The organism is Microbacterium sp. Clip185, assembly GCF_028743715.1.
GTDB lineage: Bacteria > Actinomycetota > Actinomycetes > Actinomycetales > Microbacteriaceae > Microbacterium.
This window is the reverse complement of sequence record NZ_CP117996.1, coordinates 18,693-34,594: the sequence shown is the minus strand read 5'-3', so window position 1 is coordinate 34,594 and position 15,902 is coordinate 18,693. Positions and strand designations below refer to the sequence as shown.

The following is a 15,902-nucleotide window of genomic DNA, read 5'->3' as shown; positions in this document are numbered from 1 at the left end:
CATCGACTCCCCGCCATCCGGCATGCCCTGTAGGCGTTACTTCGCGGCGACCACCTGGAGGGAGATCACGGCGGTCACGTCGTCGCGAAGACGAACCGTGGCCTCGTGCACACCCACCGACTTGATCGGCGACGTGAACTGCACCTTGCGCTTGTCGATCTCGCCGATGCCGGCGGTCTTGACGGCGTTGGCGACGTCCTCGGTCTTGACCGAGCCGAACAGACGACCCTCAGCGCCCGCCTTGACGGTGAGCTTGACCTTGTCGGCCTCGAGAGCGTTCTTCAGTGCGACGGCGTCCTCGTGGTCGTGGATCGCGCGAGCCTCGCGGGCGGCGCGGATCGACGCGACCTGCTTCTCGCCACCACGGGTCCACGCGACAGCGAAGCCCTGGGGGATGAGGTAGTTGCGGGCGTACCCGTTCTTGACCTCGACCACGTCACCGGCGCTACCGAGCCCGGTGACCTCGTTCGTGAGAATCAGCTTTGCCATGTCGGTACCCCTTACCGGCCTGCGCCAGCGTAGGGCAGGAGCGCCATTTCACGGGCGTTCTTGATCGCGCGGGCGATCAGACGCTGCTCCTGCACCGAGACACCGGTGATACGACGGGCGCGGATCTTTCCACGCTCGGAGATGAACTTGCGAAGCGTGGCGACGTCCTTGTAGTCAATGACGCCGACGCGGATCGCCTTCGCGGGAGCAGCGTTCTTCGCGCCCTTCCGCGGCTTGCGGCGGTCGCCGCTCGACTTTCCAGCCATGTTGTTTCCTTAAGAAGAAGTGTGTTGTCAGAACGGGGTGTCGTCGCCGTAGGCGCCGGGGGCGCCCCATGCGTCGGCACCGTTCGCCGTGTTGTTGCCGCCGGCAGGCGAGCCGGGGGTCGCCCACGGCTCGTCGGCGACCTGGGCACGCGACTGTCCGCCGCCACCACCGCTGTTGCCACCGGCCGCGCGCGTCACCTGAGCGGTGGCGTAGCGCAGGCTCGGGCCGATCTCGTCGACCTCGAGCTCGATGGAGGTGCGGTTGTTGCCCTCACGGTCCTGGTAGGAGCGCTGCTTCAGGCGGCCGGTCGCGATGACGCGGCTTCCCTTCGTCAGCGAGCCCGCAACGTGCTCGGCGAACTCACGCCACACCGATGCACGAAGGAACAGCGCTTCGCCGTCCTTCCATTCACCCGACGCGCGATCGAAATTGCGCGGCGTGGAGGCGATCGTGAAGTTCGCGACGGGGAGCCCGTTCTGCGTGTAACGCAGTTCGGGATCGGCCGTGAGGTTACCCACGACGGTGATGACGGTTTCGCCGGCCATGAGCCTTAGGCCTTCGCTGCCTTCGCGGGAGCGGCCGCCTTGCGGGCTGCCTTCTCCTCGGAGCGCTTGGCTTCGGCGGCGACCTGAGCGATCGCCTCTTCGGCACGGAGGACCTTGGTGCGAAGGATCGACTCGTTCAGCTTCAGCTGACGGTCGAGCTCCTGCGTGGCCTCGCTGGTGGCGACGAAGTTGACGACGGCGTAGATGCCCTCGGACTTCTTCTGGATCTCGTACGCGAGACGACGACGGCCCCAGACATCGACCTTGTCCACCGAACCGCCATCGTTGGTGATGACCTTCAGGAACTTGTCGAGGTTGGGGGCAACCTGACGCTCGTCGATCTCGGGGTCGAAGATGACCATGAGCTCGTACTGGTGCGAGTGCGTCACTAACCCACCTCCTTCGGACTAGAACGGCTACCGGGCACTTCCCGGCAGCAGGAGGGTGTAATGCACGTGTCGGGACACAGATGTATCCAGACAACCTCAGAAGTCTAGCGGATGCGGCCCGCCGCCGCATCCGAGCCAGATCGCGGCCGGTAGCGTGGCCGCATGGAGTGGACCCCGGACGTCTCGGTCGGTGACTGGCTGCGTGAGCGGACGGACGATCCCTGGGAAGGGACGATGCACGACGTCGTTCCCCGCGGCTTCGCCGCGTACGCCCGCATCTTCCACCCAACGACGCGGTCGCGGCCGGTCGGGATGGCGTGGCCGCCCCTTCCGCAGGACGAGCATCGGCGTGCATGGGACGCCTTCGCCGACGCACAGCCCGAGATCGACTCCGAGGTCGCGCGATGGGGCGACGCCGCCGCATCCTTCGGTACCCGGCTTCACCCGACGGCGCAGTGGGGCGCCCTGGTCGGTCGCGCCCCGATCGACGGCCCCATCTACGGCGCACGCTCCCGCTCCGACGATGGCTGGGAATACGAAGCCCCGCGCGAGGGCGAGCTGGATGCCGCGACCCTCGCCGCCATCGGTCGGCACCTCGCCGCGCGCGGCACCGCCGTCGGGTACGCCGCCGTGTGGGAGGGGTGGGGCGGTCTGGTCGGCCACTACGGGATCACCCCGTCGCGGGCGGTGTTCACCGCCTCGGACGAGCCCGACCTCGAGCGGCACCAGGAGATGCTGGCCCACGCGATGCGGGACCCCTTCAATCGTCCGTATGCGAAGGAGAGCTGGCAGCCCGGCATCCTCGACGACGCTGCGTCGCGTGGACCGCGGTTGTCGCTGCCCGGCCGCGACTACGTGCTCTTCTGGGGCCCGCTGGATGTCTTCGCCGAACCCACCTGGCCGCACGAGGTCCCGTGGCGCGATGCGGAGATGGAGCGCGCCGGATTCGCGCAGTTCGCCGCATCCCCGTCGCTCATGTGGCCGTCGGACCGGTCGTGGGTGCTGGCCACCGAGGTCGACTTCGACTCCACGATCATCGGCGGCGACGCGGGGTTGATCGAAGCCCTGTGCGCCGACCCCGCGCTCGAAGCCCTCCCGCTACCCGCGGGCTCGTCGCTGCAGTGGGATGCGGATGCGGTGAACCGATGACCCTCGACACGACGCCGCTCACCGCCCCGGTCGACCCCGCCGAGCTGAAGGAATTCCTCCGCAAGAACCGCACCGTCGGGCCTCCGCTCGAGGGCGGCAGTCTCGAGGCGTGGATGGTGCTCCTGGGTCTCTGCGGCGCGGGCTTCGCGCTCGTCATGATCTTCATCGGCCTCGTGGCAGAGGCCTTCTTGGACACGCTTGTCCTGGGGGTTCTTCCCCTCATCGTCGCGCTGCTGCTCACGGCCGTCGGGTGGAGGGCGTCCGAGCGGGCTAATCAGCAGTACAAGATGGCGAGGTACCGATTCGCCAGGTTCGTTCAGGCCAACGGGTTCGTGAACGAAGGGAGGGAGCTCGATCGCAAGCTTCCCGGAATCCTCTTCACGGTCGGACGGTCGCGCGTCGCCTCACCGGTTCTCCGGCGAGAAGACGGACGGTTCGTCGAGTTCTCGAATTACCACTACGCGAGGGCCCGCAGCGACCGGTACCGCTGGGGGTACGTGGCGATCAAGCTCAACGCCCTGCTTCCGAACATCGTGCTCGACGCGCGAGGGAACAACGGGCTCTGGGGGCAGTCGAACCTACCCGTCGTCCTTCGCCCAGAGCAGCGCCAGAGCCTGGGGGCGGAGTTCGACGAGCACTTCACCCTGTACTGCCCGGCGGGGTACGAACGCGATGCCCTCTATCTCTTCACCCCCGACATCATGGCGCGCTTCATCGACAACGCCGGACAGGTGGATGTCGAGATCGTCGACGACTGGCTGTTCCTGTACGCGAAGCGTCCCCTGGTCACGACGGACCCCGCCACCTGGATGTGGCTCATGACGACCGTCGACGCCGTCACGCAGAAGCTCGACCAGTGGGAGCGCTGGCGCGACGACAAGCTGCCGGAGACCTCATCCGCCGAGCCGCTGCCTCCTCTGGTCACCCCGCCGCCCGCTATCGCCGCCGGCGGTCGGCGTCTGCGTCAGAAGCGAGAGCTCCTGAAGGGTCTGCTTGCCCTCTTCGCCCTCGTGGCCGTCTTCGTGCTGGAGATCGTCTTCGTGTTTTCCCTCGCCCGCTGAACCGGTGAACCGATGACCATCGACACAACGCCACTCACCGCTCCGATCGACCCCGCCGAGCTGAAGGAGTTCAGCCGCAAGAATCGCACGACCGACACGCCGCGCGCCGCGTTCTTCGGCAGCCTCGTGGCGATGGGGGCTGCGTTCTGTTTCGTCATCTCCGTCGTGGCATCAGCCATCTCCTTCCTCCTCGGCTCGTTGGCGACACCGTCCCTACTGGACCTCCTGGCTGTCGCGGCGCTTGCACTGGTGGCCGTGGGCGGATACGCCGTGTCCGTCCGAGCCCTGAGCGCGCAAGAGGAGTACATCTACCGGATCGCGATGTTCGCTCGCGCGAACGGGTTGGTCAACGAAGGGAAGGAGCTCGACCGCGACCTTCCCGGTGTCATCTTCCATCTGGGTCGCTTCCGCGCATCCTTTCCCGTGCTGCGTCGCGGCGGTGGCCGTTTCGTCGAGTTCTCGAACTACCGCTACACGACGGGCGACAACTCTTACGACGCGTATCGGTGGGGCTACGTGGCCATCAAGCTCGACGTGCAGCTGCCGAACATCGTGCTCGACGCTCGAGAGAACAACGGCGTGATGGGGCAATCCAATCTGCCGGTGACCATTGATCGGGAGCAGCGCCTGAGCCTCGAAGGCGACTTCGACCGGCACTTCGCGCTGTACTGCCCGGCGGGCTACGAACGGGACGCCCTCTATCTGTTCACGCCCGACATCATGGCCCGATTCATCGACAACGCGGCTCAGCTCGACGTCGAGATCGTTGACGACTGGCTGTTCCTCTACGCGAAGCGTCCCTTGGTGACGACGGACCCGGAGACCTGGACCTGGCTGCTTGCCACGGTCGACGCCGTCACGCAGAAGCTCGACCAGTGGGCGCGCTGGCGCGACGACAAGCTGCCCGAGACCGCATCCGCCGAATCCCCGTCGCCGATGGTCACCCCACCCCCGGCCGTCGCGGCCGGCGGCCAGCGCCTGCGCCGAAAGCGGCAACTGCTGAAGGTCGTGCTCGGGCTGTTCGTCCTCGTGGCCGTCTTCGTGCTCGAGCTCGTCTTCGTGTTCTCCCTCGCCCGCTGATCCCGCATCCGCAGTACGCGTCCCCTGAAGCCACCCACCGCTTGTTCAAGGGACTCGAAACGCGCAAATTCGGGGCTCGAGGCCGCAACACGCGTCCCTCGAACGGACTCACCCCCTGTTCGAGGGACCCGAAACGCGGGTTTTGGGGCTCATGAGCCGCAAGACGCGTCCCTCGAACACGAAGGTGCGTCCCTCGAGCACGCGCGCGTCCGCGAGAGCACTCGAGCGCGGCGCGGGCTCAGGCGAGGGCGCCGCCGCGGCGTTCGCGCTCGAGGAACCGGATCGTCTCGGGATGCTGCGGGGCATCGAACACCTGCGCGGGCGTTCCCTGCTCGATGATCGTGCCGCCCTGCATGAACATGATGCGGTCGGCCACCTCACGTGCGAACGACATCTCGTGCGTCGCCATCAGGATGGTGGAGCCACGGGTCTTGAGCTCGCGCACCAGATCGAGCACCTCGCCGACGAGCTGCGGGTCGAGCGCGCTCGTGATCTCGTCGAGCAGCAGGAGCTCCGGATCGGTCATGATCGCGCGGACGATCGCGACGCGCTGCTGCTGGCCGCCCGACAGGCGGTCGGGGAACTCACGTGCCTTCACCCCGAGGCCCAGCGTCTCGAGCAGCTCCATTCCGCGCGCACGCGCCTGCTCGCGCGGCACGCCGTGCACGCGGCGCGCAGCAAGCGTGACGTTGTCGATCACGCGCAGATGCGGGAAGAGATTGAAGTGCTGGAACACGACGCCGATGCGGGCGCGCACCGCATCCTGGTCGACCGTGGGATCGGTGATGTCGTCACCGCTGAGCAGGATGCGGCCGTCGTCGACCCGCTCGATGAGGTTGATCGTGCGCAGCAGTGTCGACTTGCCCGAACCGGAGGCGCCGATGAGCACCACGACCTCGTGCTGGGCGAGAGTCAGGTCGATGCCGCGTAGCACCTGGTGGTCGCCGAAGTCCTTGCGCACGCCGATGACGTCGAGCACGCTCATACGACACCGCCGGTCTGTTCGCGGCGGGCGAGGCGTGCCGAGACCCAGTCGGTGAGCCGGATCATCGGCAGGCTCATGGCGACGAAGAGGAGCCCCGCCACGATGTACGGGGTGAAGTTGTAGGTGGCGGCGACCTGGATCTGGGCGGCGCGCACGGCGTCGACGGCACCGAGGACGGAGATGAGTCCCACATCCTTCTGCATCGACACGAAGTCGTTCATGAGGGCGGGCACGACCTTGCGCACACCCTGCGGGATGACGACGATGCGCAGGGTCTGCGCGTGGCTGAGTCCGAGCGAGCGGGCGGCGATGCGCTGCGAGGGATGCACCGCCTCCATGCCCGCGCGGAGCACCTCCGCCACATACGCCGAGTAGGTGAGGACGATCGCGATGGTGCCCCAGAGCACGACCGGGACGCGGCCGAAGATGCCGAGGGCGGGGATGCCGAACCCGACGAGGTACAGCACGATCAGCAGCGGCATCCCGCGGAAGAGGTCGGTGTAGACCGTCGCGAGGGCGCGGAGCGGGAAGAACACCGGGCCGCGCAGCGAGCGCATCACTGCCAGCAGCGTGCCGATCACCGCGACGGCGAGGGCGGCCACCAGCAGCACCTGGATGTTGACCCACAGCCCGGCGAGCACCGAGGGGAAGGCGGCGAGCGCGATGTCGACGTCGAAGAAGCTCCGGCGCACGTCTTCCCAGCCGGGGCTGGAGACGATCGCGTAGCCGACGACGGCCACGAAGACGACGGTGCTCGCGAGCGCGATCAGCACCGATTTCGTGGACTGCCGGCGCCGCGTGGCGCGCCGGGCGAGCTCGAGCTCGCTCGGCTGCCACGCGGCGTCGGTCGTGGTCATGTTCAGCCGAGGACCGGAACGTCGACGGCCTCGCTCAGCCAGGTCTTCTGCAGCTCGTCGAGCGTGCCGTCCGCGCGGAGCTCATCGAGCGCCTTCGACACCGGCTCGGTCAGCTCGGAACCCTTGGGCAGCACGTACGCGAGCTGGTCGCCGCCTGTCGTGTCGGCGAACTGGCCGAGGATCTTGCCGCCATCGAGCTCGGCGTTCGCGAGGTAGAACGCGGTGGGCAGGTCGATCACGAACGCGTCGATCTGGCCGGACTGGAAGGCGAGCACGACGTCGTCGTTGTTGTTGAAGACGCTGAGCTTGTCGGTGCCGAGCTCCTCGGCGGCGACGGTGTAGCTGGTCGTGCCGCTCATGACGCCGACCGTGTAGCCCTTGAGCTCGTCGATCGTGGTCGCGTTCGCCGCGGCGGAGCTCTCCGAGGTCACGACGGCCTGCGAGGTCGTGTAGTACGGCGACGAGAAGTCGACGGCCTGCTTGCGCTCATCGGTCACCGAGAACTGCTGGATGTTGAGGTCCCAGTCCTTGGGTCCGGGTGCGATCGCGCTGTCGAACGTGGAACGCACCCACACGACGTCGTCGGCCGAAAAGCCGAGCTTCTCCGCCAGCGCGTAGGAGACGGCCGACTCGAAGCCCTTCTGGTTGGAGGGGTCGTTGTCGACGATCCAGGGGTCGTACGCCGGCTCACCGGTGGCGATGGTGAGCTTGCCGGCGGTGAGGGTCGGAAGGGATCCGTCCTCGGATGCGGCCGGAGCGGACTCACCGGCGAAGGCACAGGCGGTCAGTGCGAGCGCCGCGACAGCGCCGAGAGCGGCACCGACGGTCAGGCGCCGGAGGCGGGCGGTCGTGATCACGGGGACTCCAAGCAAGAAGAGGGGGTGTCGGGTCGGGCGTCGGCGGGTTGCTGTGTCCGACGCCGCGCTCAGCCTAAATCACGCGCCAGGCGCCAGTCCTCGAAGCTGAAACCTGGCGAAACGATACAGCTCACGAGCACCTCGACTTCGCCGCCGAGACGGGCCGACTGCCATACGCCGGCCGGCACCGTCACCTGCGCGAGGTGTCCCGCCGAAAGCTCCGGACCCAAGGTCACGGTGCGCTCGGCGACCGGCTCCTCACCGTCGCCCCCGAAGCTCAGCTCGAGGGTTCCGGGCCCGTGCCAGAGCCAGATCTCGTCGCTCGTCACGACGTGCCACGCGCTGTGCTCGCCGCGGGTGAGCAGGTAGTGGATGCAGGTCGCCGCGGGCCGAGGTCCCGCCGGCGTCTGCACCTCTGCGGTTGCGGTCCACATCCGACGGAACCAGCCTCCCTCGGGATGCGGGGCGAGATCGAGGGTGACGGCGGTGGCGGGACGGGTGCTCATGCGCTGACTCCGGTGTGCTCGGTGAAGGACGGTGTCGTGTGCCGGAACCCGCCGCTGATCACGGTGGCCGCGGCGTGACCTGCGCCGTCGATGGCGAGATGCTCGATCGTGTCGTCGATCGTCGTCACGGGGATGTCGATGAAGGCGAGATCGGCGAGGGCTCCGACCGCGAGATAGCCGGTGCGATCGGGGCCGGTGTCGATGCCCATCGCGTGCGCACCGCCGAGGGTCGCCGCCCGCAGCAGCTGCGCCGCGAGTCCGCGGTCGGAGTAGCCCTGTGCCCTGGCGATGCGGTGCAGCGCCGCCACATCCGCGAGCAGGTCGAGCGAGGGACTCGAAGACAGCGAGTCGGTGCCGACGGCGATGCCGTTGCCCTCGGCGAGGTAGGCGGCCACGGGAGGCTCGTCGAGGCCGATGACCGCGTTCGAGCGAGGGCACAGCGCCACCGAGGTGCCGCGGGCGCGCAGCAGCGCGCGATCGCGCGCGGTCATGTAGACGCCGTGCGCGATGTGGCAGTCGGGCCCGAGCACGCCCAGCTGGTCGACGAACTCCGTCGCGCCCGTGCCGAAGCCGTCGCCACGCAGCTCGCGGAAACTGCCGGCGCGACGCTCCTGCCACGGCGTCGGATGCGGGGCGCCCGACTCGCGCTCGAACGCGGCCTCGCCGAGATGCAAGTGGATGCGGCCGCCGCGCTCGCGCACGATGTCGGGGATCTCGAGCAACGGCTCGACGTCGAGCGAGTAGGGCGCGTGCGGCGAGAGCCCGGTGCCGGGCGGCGAGGGGAGCGCGTCCAACGCCGCCTCGACCTGCGCTCTGCCGGTCGCCGCCCAGTCGGCGTTCGTCCAGCTCATCACCTCCCAGTAGGTGATGCCGTGAAGGCCGGCGTCGTGCAGCACGCCTGCGGCGGGTGCGTCGGTCACGATGTCGGCGACCGCGGTCGTGCCCGCCTCGATCACCGCGCGCGCTCCGGCGTCCGCATCCGCCTTCCAGTCGTGCCCGCGCTCGTAGACCGGATCGAAGGCTGCCGCCCAGTCCTCGAAGCCGCGGTAGCTGCCACGGCCGACCTCGGCCATGCCCGTGTACTGCAGATGCGAGTGGGCATTGACGAGCCCCGGCAGGAGCACACCCGGCCAATGCACCTCGGTGAACGAGGCTCCGCGGGCGGTGAGCTCGCGGCGCACCCAGTCACGGTCTCCGACGTGGCGGATGCGGCCGCCGCTGACGGCGATCGCCCCCTGCGGGATCGGCGGCGCGGTGATGGGCAGCACCAGGTCGGCCGAGTACAGCACGACGCTCATGCGCGGGTCCCCTCGTACCGGGCCGAGCGCCAGTCCTTGTCCCTGCCGGCGCGCGTGGTGCGCTCGTCGATCCGCACGCCGCGGGCGGCGAGCGCCGCCAGGCCCACACGCTCGTCGATCTCAGGCGGGAGGGCGTGCACGCCGATTCCCGGACGCGTGCGCAGCAGGTGGTCGAGGGCGGCGAGCTGCACCGCGAACGACAGGTCCATGATCTCGATCGGGTTGCCCTCGGCGGCGGTGATGTTCACCGCTCCGCCACCGCCGAGCACGAGACCAGCGGATGCGGCGGCCGCCGCCGTCACCTCCCCCGGTACGCCGCCCGCGACGGCGATCACCGCCGCGCGCTCGGCGATCGCCGCATCGATCGTGCCGGCGACACCCGTGGCCGAGACGACGAGCGCGCCGTCGGCCAGCTCGGAGGCCGGGCCGACCGTGTAGCCGTCGTGGCGCGCGGTGAGAGCCCGCACCGGGTCGACCTCGGCCACGGAGACGGCCGCACCCAGGCCGCGCAGGTATGCCGCGACGCCTTCGCCGACGGGGCCGTAGCCGATGACGAGGGCCGGCTGATCGCGCAGCGTCCGTCCGTGCTGTTCGAGGAGGTCAGCGATCGCCAGGACGCAGGAGAAGCCAGTGCCGTAGCGGTTGTCGAACCGGGTCTTGGCGGCGGCGTCGTTGACGGCCATGACGGGCGTTCGCAGCAGCCCCGCCGCATCCATCCGCCGCAGCGGCGTGAGCCCCGAGGTCGTCTCCTCGTTCGCGCCGATCCAGGATGCGGCGATCTCGGGATCGATCTCGTGGGCGAGGCGGATCAGGTGCGAGCCGTCGTCGATGAGAATGTCGAAGCCCCGGCGCAGGAAGCTCTCGGCCGCCGCCCGCTCCGCGAGGCCCGACAGCTCGACGCCGCCGTCGACGGGGATGCCGGTCGCCGCGAGCGCCGCGGCGACCGCCGCATCCGTCTCGTCGGGGTGGCCGTAGACCGCCACGTCGGCACCGCGGGAGCGCAGCAGAAGCGCGAGCTGGGCGGTCTTGGGCTCCAGAACCATGCACACGCCGATGCGGAGACCCCGCAGGTCGATGTCCCGGGCGACGGCGGCCGAGACGGGCATGTGAGCGGCCGCGAAGGCGATGCGTGCCGCGGCATCGTGCCGCTCGGGCAGTGGTTCGCCGCCCAGCAGAACGGGTACCGATGTGGGGTCCGCCTCGGCGGCGAGCGCTGTGAAGTCGAATCGCAGCATCCCCGCATCCGAGGCTGCTCCTGTCGTGATGACCGCACCCAGGTCGTGCAGCAAAGCCGTGAGTCGCTCGGCGACGGCGAGGTGCGCCGGTGACGCGTCCACCCGCACGGTGCGCGAGGCGATCATGAGATTCGTGCGGCGGGCGAAGCGGCGCACGATCGCCTCCGCGATGCGCGTCGTATCCACCGCCATAGCCTACGTCGATCCTTAGCACAGAATGAGATCCCTCTCACGGGGGGCCTCCGTGAGAGGACAGCGCTCTAGCGTTGACGGTGGGGGCGTCTTCCGTGAGGGGGGCGGACCCATGTCCGCACACGCAGCACACGGAGGATTCTCATGCGCAAACTCGCACCCCTCGCCCTTTCGGCCATCGCCCTGTTCGCCCTCGCCGGTTGCGCAGGCGGCGCAGGCAACGGCGGCGGCGGAGACGCGGCCGCCTCGTCGCAGTCCGTCCAGGAGGCGTGCTCCATCGCCCAGGACAAGCTGAGCGACGCTCAGAGCAAGCTGACCGACTCGATGTCGGCTGCCGCCTCCGGCGACACCGAGGCCACGACCGACCTGTTCGAGACGGTGCAGAAGGGTCTCGACGATGCCCTCGCCGAGATCACGAACCCCGACGTGAAGAAGCCGCTGCAGGCAGTTTCGGACGAGTACAAGACGATCGGCGAGTCGATGTCGGCTCTCGCCGCTGCGGGCTCCGACCCGTCCAAGATCGACGAGCTCACCAAGATCAACGACGACGTGCAGGCCTCGAGCGAGCGCCTCAAGACGGCGTCCGACGAGCTCACCAAGCTCTGCGCCTGAGTCTCGCGACTCACACGAACGAAGGGATGCGGCCCGCAGGGGTCGCATCCCTTCGTCGTTGCCGGTGGCGACCGTTCGTGCGGCGGAACCGACAGATTCTGCGGCCGTCGATGTCGGAAGCTCCCCCGCCTGATGGACTCGCTGCGGCTTCGTCGCGCGGGACCGGGATGCAGGTGCGCCGCGGAGCCCTCGGAAGGAGCCACGGATGTTCGCAGGAATCCGACGGGGATGGACCCGTTTCGCCGACGCCCGCCCGACGTGGGCGCAGCTGATCGTGTTCTCGCTGCTCAACGTCGGCATGACGGTGCTCCAGCTCGTGCTGATGCCGGTGTTCAAGGCCGTCTTCGCCCTCACGCCGCTCGTGGACACGGGCTTTCAGGCACTGCCCATCGGCTCCGACTACTTCATCTTCGACTACGCGGCCGGCGCTCTGCCCGCGGGCGGGGGCGGGCTCGCCTACTTCCTCGCGGTGCAGCTCACGCTCGCGATCGCGCAGGTCGTGAACTTCTTCGCGCAGCGCAACATCACCTTCAAGTCCAACAGCAACCCGTGGTGGGCGGCGCTTTGGTACACGCTCGCCTACGTCGTGATCACGTTCGGCGCGGCAGCGCTGCAGGGCTTCTACAAGGCGCCCGTGTACGACCTCTTCATCACGGTCTGGGCGATGGGCTCGACCGGCGAGACACTGGCCGACGTCGTCACGATGCTGATCAACGCGCTCATCTCGTGCGCCGTGTTCTTCCCGATCTTCAAGATCATCTTCCGACGCGATCCTGACCCCGAGATCGTCGTCGCCCCCGCACCCGTGCGCGAGCGCGTCGGCGTCTGATCACCTCGCCGCGAGCCCGAAAGCCTTTAGCTCGGAGGGCTCCAGCATCCGGGAGCGGATGAGGAACCGCATGCCCGTGGGCGCCTCCACGCTGAATCCGGCGCCGCGTCCGGGCACCGCGTCGATCGTCAGGTGCGTGTACTTCCAGTACTCGAACTGCGACTCGGACATGAAGACCTCGATGGGGGCGAGGTCGGCGACGCGCAACGCGCCGAGTCGCACGTCGCTCGGTCCGGTGAGGAACATGCCGACGGGATAGCACATGGGTGCGGAGCCGTCGCAGCATCCGCCGGACTGGTGGAACATGAGCGGTCCGTGCTGCGCGGTCAGCTCCACGAGGAGGGATGCGGCCGCATCCGTCACCGCGACGCGCTGCGCCGTCTGCTCGATCGGTGTGTCATCCATCCCTCTTCCCTTCCCTGCTTCCCCATGTCCCACTTCCCGCACCCCATGTCCCACTTCCCGCAGGTTTCACCCCTGATCTCTGCAGAAAGTGGGACACGGATGCGGCCAGCCTGCGCGAAGTGGGACATGCATCCGCGCGGGTGGGCCCGACTCAGAAGAAGCCCATCGGGCCGTCGGCGTAGGAGACGAGCAGGTTCTTCGTCTGCTGGTAGTGGTCGAGCATCTTCAGGTGGTTCTCGCGTCCGATGCCCGACTGCTTGTAGCCGCCGAAGGCCGCGTGTGCCGGGTACTGGTGGTACGTGTTCGTCCACACCCGCCCCGCCTCGATACCGCGTCCGGCGCGGTACATCGTGTCGGCCGAACGGCTCCAGACCCCGGCGCCCAGGCCGTAGAGGGTGTCGTTGGCGGTGTGGATCGCGTCGTCGAAGTCCTCGAAGCTCGTCACCGAGACCACGGGTCCGAAGATCTCCTCCTGGAAGATGCGCATGCTGTTCTGCCCCTCGAACACCGTGGGCGCCACGTAGTAGCCCTCCGACAGGTCGCCGCCGAGGTCGACGCGCTCCCCTCCAGCGAGCAGCTTCGCGCCCTCCGCCTTGCCGATCTCGATGTACGACAGGATCTTCTCGAGCTGGTCGTTCGAGGCCTGCGCGCCGATCATGGTCGCCGGATCCAGCGGATTGCCCTGCACGATCTTGCCGACGCGGTCCAGCCCGTCGCCGAGGAACTCCTCGTAGATCGAGCGCTGGATGAGGGCGCGGCTCGGGCAGGTGCACACCTCGCCCTGGTTCAGCGCGAAGAACGTGAAGCCCTCCAGCGCCTTGTCGTAGTAGGCGTCGCGGTCGCGAGCCACATCCTCGAAGAAGATGTTCGCGCTCTTGCCGCCGAGCTCCAGCGTCACCGGGATGAGGTTCTGCGAGGCGTACTGCATGATGAGCCGCCCCGTCGTGGTCTCGCCCGTGAAGGCGACCTTGCGGATGCGCTTGTGCTGGGCCAGCGGCGCCCCCGCCTCGATGCCGAACCCGTTGACGATGTTCACGACGCCCGCCGGCAGCAGATCGCCGATGAGATCGAAGAGGAACAGGATGGATGCGGGAGTCTGCTCTGCGGGCTTCAGCACGACGCAGTTGCCGGCGGCGAGCGCCGGTGCGAGCTTCCACGTGGCCATGAGAATGGGGAAGTTCCACGGGATGATCTGGCCCACGACTCCCAGCGGCTCGTGGAAGTGATACGCGACCGTGTCCTCGTCGATCTGGCTGAGCGAGCCCTCCTGCGCCCGCAGGACTCCCGCGAAGTAGCGGAAGTGATCGACCGCGAGCGGGATGTCGGCGGCGAGGGTCTCCCGCACCGGCTTGCCGTTCTCCCACGTCTCGGCGACGGCGATCTTCTCGAGGTTGGCCTCGATGCGGTCGGCGATCTTGTTCAGGATGACGGCGCGCTCGGCGGGTGTCGTCCGCTTCCAGCTCTCGAACGCCTTCCAGGCCACATCCACCGCACGGTCGATGTCCTCGCTCGTGCCGCGGCCGACCTCGCAGAACGGCTTGCCGGTGACGGGGGTGATGTTCTCGAAGTACTGGCCCTTGATCGGCTCAACGAACTCACCGCCGATGTAGTGGCCGTAACGGCTGCGGTACTCGGCGACCGATCCGCGGGATCCGGGGGCGGCGTAGACGCTCGAGACGCCGTCTTCAACGATGGTCATGTCATCTCCTTCGACGATCAGGACGGAGGCGGCATCCGCGCCGCGCTCGTTGCCCGACACCGTAAGCGCGCCAGGGTTGCATCGGGTTGCGCGGCGGGATGACTAGGCGCCGAGCTGCTCGAGGCGGGCGACGATGGGCCCGCGACGCGGCGAGCGCGGGGCGAGCATCTCGAGACACAGGCGCAGCGCGTCCGCATCCTCGCGTCCGTCGTCCGTGTCCACGTACGTCAGCAGCACGTCCAGTCCCGCTCCGGCGAGCAGGGATTCGCGCAGCGCCGCCTGCACGCTCTGGCGCAGCTCCTCCACCCCCGGGGCGCGGGAGTCCGGCAGCACCGGGCCGCGATACGCGGTGAGGGCCACGCGGTGCGCGCCGCGATCGAGCAGTGAGACGACGTGATCGGCGTCGGTCTGCAGGGGGCTCGTCAGCCGGTAGGGGCGCGATGCCGGAATCAGCGCCGGGGCGACGGCGTCGAGAACCCGGCGCAGGCGCACCATCTCGGGGCGCAGGGTCTCCACCGGCGCCGCCTCGCCGTACACGAGGGCCGCCAACCGTTCCGCCGAAAGCCCCTGCTGGTGCACCGCCAGCATCAGGAGGATCTCGGCATGCCGCGCGCTCAGCTCGGTGACGGTGGCGCCTCGGTCGTCGACGACGTCGAGCACGGCGAGATCGCGCCCGAGCACACGCAGGGTCGCGTGTTCGGACGCCCCGCGCGAGCGCCGTGGCGAGCGGCCCTTCGCGACCGGTTCGGCCCGCGCCCGCAGCCGGGCCACCAGCAGCTCCCCCTCGATGGCCCGCGCCGTCGCATCGACGAGCAACTGCGCCTGCGGGGTCGTGGCCTCGACGCCCCCGGTCACATCGATGACACCGAGCACGCGCCGACTCTCGGGATCGCGCACCGGCGCCGCCGTGCACGACCACGGCTGGACGAGCCGGTTGAAGTGTTCGGCTCCGCGGATCTGCACGGATCGCTCGAGCGCGAGGGCCGTGCCCGGCGCCGAGGTGCCCACGGCCTCCTCCGACCAGTTCGCGCCCGCGACGAAGCCCATGTCGCCGGTGAGGTCGCGGATGCGGCGATCCCCCTCGACCCACAGCAGGCGGCCCGCCGCATCCCCCACCGCCACGACGACCCCCGACTCGTCCTCGTCACCCGGCAGCAGCAGCTGGCGGATCACGTGCATGACGCTCGCGAGAGGATGCGTGCGGCGGTACTCCTCGAGCTCGTCCGAGATGAGGTCGAGGGGCGGCACAGCCTCCACGCCGACGAGGCTTCGGGCCGAGCGCTGCCAGCTCTCGCGGACGAGACCGCGCACGGCCGTGACCCGTGGATCCTGCGCGTTGCCGCCGACGAACTCCTCGTGCGCGCGCTCGATCAGAAGGCGCGAGCTCTCGGCCGACGCCTCGCGACGCAAAGACCAGGGCGAGGGCACAACGACTCCGATCGACGGT

18 protein-coding genes are annotated in these 15,902 nt (G+C 68.9%); 5 read left to right on the top strand and 13 right to left on the bottom strand.

All coding sequences use genetic code 11. The features are described 5' to 3' along the window. Nucleotides 1-36 precede the first annotated feature (36 nt). From rplI to rpsF, 4 genes are read right to left on the bottom strand one after another with little or no spacing between them, the layout of a single operon-like run. Nucleotides 37-489, bottom strand: a complete 453-nt coding sequence (gene rplI, locus PQV94_RS00195; protein WP_137418537.1) for a 50S ribosomal protein L9 — start codon at nt 487-489, stop codon at nt 37-39. An 11-nt stretch (nt 490-500) separates the two neighbouring features. Beyond that, complete coding sequence (gene rpsR / locus PQV94_RS00190; protein WP_137418536.1) at nt 501-755, bottom strand: 30S ribosomal protein S18; 255 nt, start codon at nt 753-755, stop codon at nt 501-503. Between the two features lie 27 nt (nt 756-782). Continuing rightward, entirely contained in the window at nt 783-1,301 is a 519-nt protein-coding gene (locus tag PQV94_RS00185) for a single-stranded DNA-binding protein (protein WP_234074055.1), read from the bottom strand. 5 nt (nt 1,302-1,306) lie between these two features. Next, complete coding sequence (gene rpsF, locus PQV94_RS00180) at nt 1,307-1,663, bottom strand: 30S ribosomal protein S6 (RefSeq protein ID WP_137419238.1); 357 nt, start codon at nt 1,661-1,663, stop codon at nt 1,307-1,309. Between the two features lie 189 nt (nt 1,664-1,852). Here rpsF and PQV94_RS00175 point away from each other — a divergent pair, with 189 nt between their 5' ends. The 3 genes from PQV94_RS00175 to PQV94_RS00165 are packed head-to-tail and all read left to right on the top strand — an operon-like array spanning nt 1,853 to nt 4,980. Next, a complete protein-coding gene (locus PQV94_RS00175; RefSeq protein ID WP_274286807.1) occupies nt 1,853-2,839 on the top strand; it encodes a hypothetical protein in 987 nt (328 codons plus the stop codon). Next, the gene (locus tag PQV94_RS00170; RefSeq protein WP_274286806.1) at nt 2,836-3,900 is read left to right on the top strand and encodes a hypothetical protein; all 1,065 of its coding nucleotides are present in this window, start codon (nt 2,836-2,838) and stop codon (nt 3,898-3,900) included. Before PQV94_RS00175 ends, PQV94_RS00170 begins: the two co-directional genes overlap by 4 nt. A 12-nt stretch (nt 3,901-3,912) precedes the next feature. Next, nucleotides 3,913-4,980, top strand: a complete 1,068-nt coding sequence (locus PQV94_RS00165; protein ID WP_274286805.1) for a hypothetical protein — start codon at nt 3,913-3,915, stop codon at nt 4,978-4,980. A gap of 238 nt (nt 4,981-5,218) precedes the next feature. Here the strand turns inward: PQV94_RS00165 and PQV94_RS00160 are convergent, their stop codons facing one another. The 6 genes from PQV94_RS00160 to PQV94_RS00135 all read right to left on the bottom strand — a co-directional run bounded on the left by PQV94_RS00160 (nt 5,219) and on the right by PQV94_RS00135 (nt 10,904). After that, the gene (locus PQV94_RS00160) at nt 5,219-5,965 is read right to left on the bottom strand and encodes an amino acid ABC transporter ATP-binding protein (protein ID WP_274286804.1); all 747 of its coding nucleotides are present in this window, start codon (nt 5,963-5,965) and stop codon (nt 5,219-5,221) included. After that, nucleotides 5,962-6,822, bottom strand: coding sequence for an amino acid ABC transporter permease (locus PQV94_RS00155; RefSeq protein WP_274286803.1), 861 nt, complete (start codon nt 6,820-6,822; stop codon nt 5,962-5,964). Before PQV94_RS00155 ends, PQV94_RS00160 begins: the two co-directional genes overlap by 4 nt. A 2-nt stretch (nt 6,823-6,824) precedes the next feature. After that, on the bottom strand, nt 6,825-7,679 hold the full coding sequence (locus tag PQV94_RS00150) for an ABC transporter substrate-binding protein (RefSeq protein ID WP_274286802.1): 855 nt from the start codon (nt 7,677-7,679) through the stop codon (nt 6,825-6,827). A gap of 68 nt (nt 7,680-7,747) precedes the next feature. Next, nucleotides 7,748-8,185, bottom strand: coding sequence for a cupin domain-containing protein (locus PQV94_RS00145; protein WP_274286801.1), 438 nt, complete (start codon nt 8,183-8,185; stop codon nt 7,748-7,750). After that, nucleotides 8,182-9,483 carry an amidohydrolase family protein gene (locus PQV94_RS00140; protein ID WP_274286800.1) on the bottom strand — a complete coding sequence of 434 codons (1,302 nt, stop codon included), beginning with the start codon at nt 9,481-9,483 and terminating at the stop codon, nt 8,182-8,184. Before PQV94_RS00140 ends, PQV94_RS00145 begins: the two co-directional genes overlap by 4 nt. Then, nucleotides 9,480-10,904: an adenosylhomocysteinase gene (locus PQV94_RS00135; RefSeq protein WP_274286799.1), complete on the bottom strand. Its 1,425-nt coding sequence runs from the start codon at nt 10,902-10,904 to the stop codon at nt 9,480-9,482. The genes PQV94_RS00140 and PQV94_RS00135 overlap by 4 nt, the downstream gene beginning before the upstream one ends. A gap of 150 nt (nt 10,905-11,054) precedes the next feature. On the opposite strand from PQV94_RS00135, the gene PQV94_RS00130 reads away from it, so the two are divergent. Next, nucleotides 11,055-11,522, top strand: coding sequence for a hypothetical protein (locus tag PQV94_RS00130; RefSeq protein ID WP_274286798.1), 468 nt, complete (start codon nt 11,055-11,057; stop codon nt 11,520-11,522). Nucleotides 11,523-11,727: 205 nt separating this feature from the next. Then, on the top strand, nt 11,728-12,351 hold the full coding sequence (locus PQV94_RS00125) for a hypothetical protein (protein WP_274286797.1): 624 nt from the start codon (nt 11,728-11,730) through the stop codon (nt 12,349-12,351). On the opposite strand, the gene PQV94_RS00120 is transcribed toward PQV94_RS00125, so the two are convergent. The 3 genes from PQV94_RS00120 to PQV94_RS00110 form a co-directional block, all read right to left on the bottom strand. Then, complete coding sequence (locus PQV94_RS00120; RefSeq protein ID WP_274286796.1) at nt 12,352-12,756, bottom strand: DUF779 domain-containing protein; 405 nt, start codon at nt 12,754-12,756, stop codon at nt 12,352-12,354. It lies immediately after the preceding gene. 151 nt (nt 12,757-12,907) lie between these two features. Beyond that, on the bottom strand, nt 12,908-14,455 hold the full coding sequence (gene exaC, locus PQV94_RS00115) for an acetaldehyde dehydrogenase ExaC (protein WP_274286795.1): 1,548 nt from the start codon (nt 14,453-14,455) through the stop codon (nt 12,908-12,910). Between the two features lie 102 nt (nt 14,456-14,557). Further along, nucleotides 14,558-15,883, bottom strand: a complete 1,326-nt coding sequence (locus PQV94_RS00110) for a transcriptional regulator (protein ID WP_274286794.1) — start codon at nt 15,881-15,883, stop codon at nt 14,558-14,560. Nucleotides 15,884-15,902 lie beyond the last annotated feature (19 nt).

Excerpts from the sequence above, each read along its gene's own strand:
- rplI (WP_137418537.1), bottom strand. The coding sequence starts at position 489 with ATGGCAAAGCTGATTCTCACGAACGAGGTCACCGGGCTCGGTAGCGCC.
- rpsR (WP_137418536.1), bottom strand. The coding sequence starts at position 755 with ATGGCTGGAAAGTCGAGCGGCGACCGCCGCAAGCCGCGGAAGGGCGCG.
- PQV94_RS00185 (WP_234074055.1), bottom strand. The coding sequence starts at position 1,301 with ATGGCCGGCGAAACCGTCATCACCGTCGTGGGTAACCTCACGGCCGAT.
- rpsF (WP_137419238.1), bottom strand. The coding sequence starts at position 1,663 with ATGGTCATCTTCGACCCCGAGATCGACGAGCGTCAGGTTGCCCCCAAC.
- PQV94_RS00175 (WP_274286807.1), top strand. The coding sequence starts at position 1,853 with ATGGAGTGGACCCCGGACGTCTCGGTCGGTGACTGGCTGCGTGAGCGG.
- PQV94_RS00170 (WP_274286806.1), top strand. The coding sequence starts at position 2,836 with ATGACCCTCGACACGACGCCGCTCACCGCCCCGGTCGACCCCGCCGAG.
- PQV94_RS00165 (WP_274286805.1), top strand. The coding sequence starts at position 3,913 with ATGACCATCGACACAACGCCACTCACCGCTCCGATCGACCCCGCCGAG.
- PQV94_RS00160 (WP_274286804.1), bottom strand. The coding sequence starts at position 5,965 with ATGAGCGTGCTCGACGTCATCGGCGTGCGCAAGGACTTCGGCGACCAC.
- PQV94_RS00155 (WP_274286803.1), bottom strand. The coding sequence starts at position 6,822 with ATGACCACGACCGACGCCGCGTGGCAGCCGAGCGAGCTCGAGCTCGCC.
- PQV94_RS00145 (WP_274286801.1), bottom strand. The coding sequence starts at position 8,185 with ATGAGCACCCGTCCCGCCACCGCCGTCACCCTCGATCTCGCCCCGCAT.
- PQV94_RS00140 (WP_274286800.1), bottom strand. The coding sequence starts at position 9,483 with ATGAGCGTCGTGCTGTACTCGGCCGACCTGGTGCTGCCCATCACCGCG.
- PQV94_RS00130 (WP_274286798.1), top strand. The coding sequence starts at position 11,055 with ATGCGCAAACTCGCACCCCTCGCCCTTTCGGCCATCGCCCTGTTCGCC.
- PQV94_RS00125 (WP_274286797.1), top strand. The coding sequence starts at position 11,728 with ATGTTCGCAGGAATCCGACGGGGATGGACCCGTTTCGCCGACGCCCGC.
- PQV94_RS00120 (WP_274286796.1), bottom strand. The coding sequence starts at position 12,756 with ATGGATGACACACCGATCGAGCAGACGGCGCAGCGCGTCGCGGTGACG.
- exaC (WP_274286795.1), bottom strand. The coding sequence starts at position 14,455 with ATGACCATCGTTGAAGACGGCGTCTCGAGCGTCTACGCCGCCCCCGGA.